The sequence below is a fragment of the Campylobacter concisus genome, assembly GCF_902460875.1.
Lineage (GTDB): Bacteria > Campylobacterota > Campylobacteria > Campylobacterales > Campylobacteraceae > Campylobacter_A > Campylobacter_A concisus_AA.
The window spans coordinates 240,203-241,220 of the sequence record NZ_CABPVR010000007.1; the positions used below are offsets into that span (position 1 = coordinate 240,203).

Below are 1,018 nucleotides of genomic sequence, written 5' to 3' on the forward strand. Positions count from 1 at the left end.
TTAGTTAATTTTATTAAAGAATTTAAAGGATTTTCTCTCTTTGACAAGATGTCGAGCTCTTCTATGACCTCTTTTTTTGTGCTAAATTCATTTGGCTCTATTTCTCTTAAAATTTGACTCCATTTGTCAGCATAATTTTGCAAATAAAGCTCTATTACAGCAATACTTAACTCTTTCTTATCATTTGAGCTAATATCTTTTAAAGAAGAATTTGTCTCCATTAGCCAAGATTCTATTCCAGCTGTTTGATCTATGTTTGAGCTAAGCTTTGACAAGAAATCTCTTAAATTTTCTTTTGTATAAATTTTATTAAATGGCTTAAATGCTTCTTTTTCTTGGACTACTGTGTATAAATTTTCAACATCTTTTTTAATATCGTAAAAAGATTTATCGTCCTTGAATGATATGAACTCAAGTATGTAGTAGAGTCTTTGTGCTCTTTGAACAGGTGATAGCCTAGTATTTGCTATACTCTGAGCAACTGTATCTGCAGTTATGTTTAAATTTTCTGCTTTTAAAATAGCCTCAATATGAGCTAAAAATTCATCTTTTGCAACGCCATATTTTTCAAATTTATCCCAGTTTGTGCTAATCCAAATTTTAAATAAATCCACATTTGTATAGTCTTTGTCAAAGAGCGAATCATACATATAAAATGCTTTTATTAGCTTATCTGGATCAATTTCATTTTTTAGTATATTTTCCATTTCAGTTAAAACTGTATTTTTGAAAAAATCAGCATTTAAATCATAGTAAAGTGCTTTAACTGGAGTGAAGCCTTTATACGAAGTATCTAGTGTTATATACTCAAATTTAGTATCGCCGCTAAAGATTCTTGGATAGTCATTTAGACTTTGTTTTAGTAAATTTAGAAGCTCAATCTTTTGTGTTGGAGAGAGATCCTTGTATTTTTTACCATCAAGGTATGAAGAAATTTTATTTGCATTATTTATAGCATTTTGCTCTTTTATATTTTTGGTATCTAGAATAAAACTAGAGCCTAAATATACTCCAGCAC

1 protein-coding gene is annotated in these 1,018 nt (G+C 28.7%); it reads right to left on the reverse strand.

The features are described from left to right. Positions 1 to 1,018: ImcF-related family protein (locus F3H01_RS05040; RefSeq protein ID WP_316349321.1), on the reverse strand; the 1,018-nt coding region annotated here is incomplete at both ends.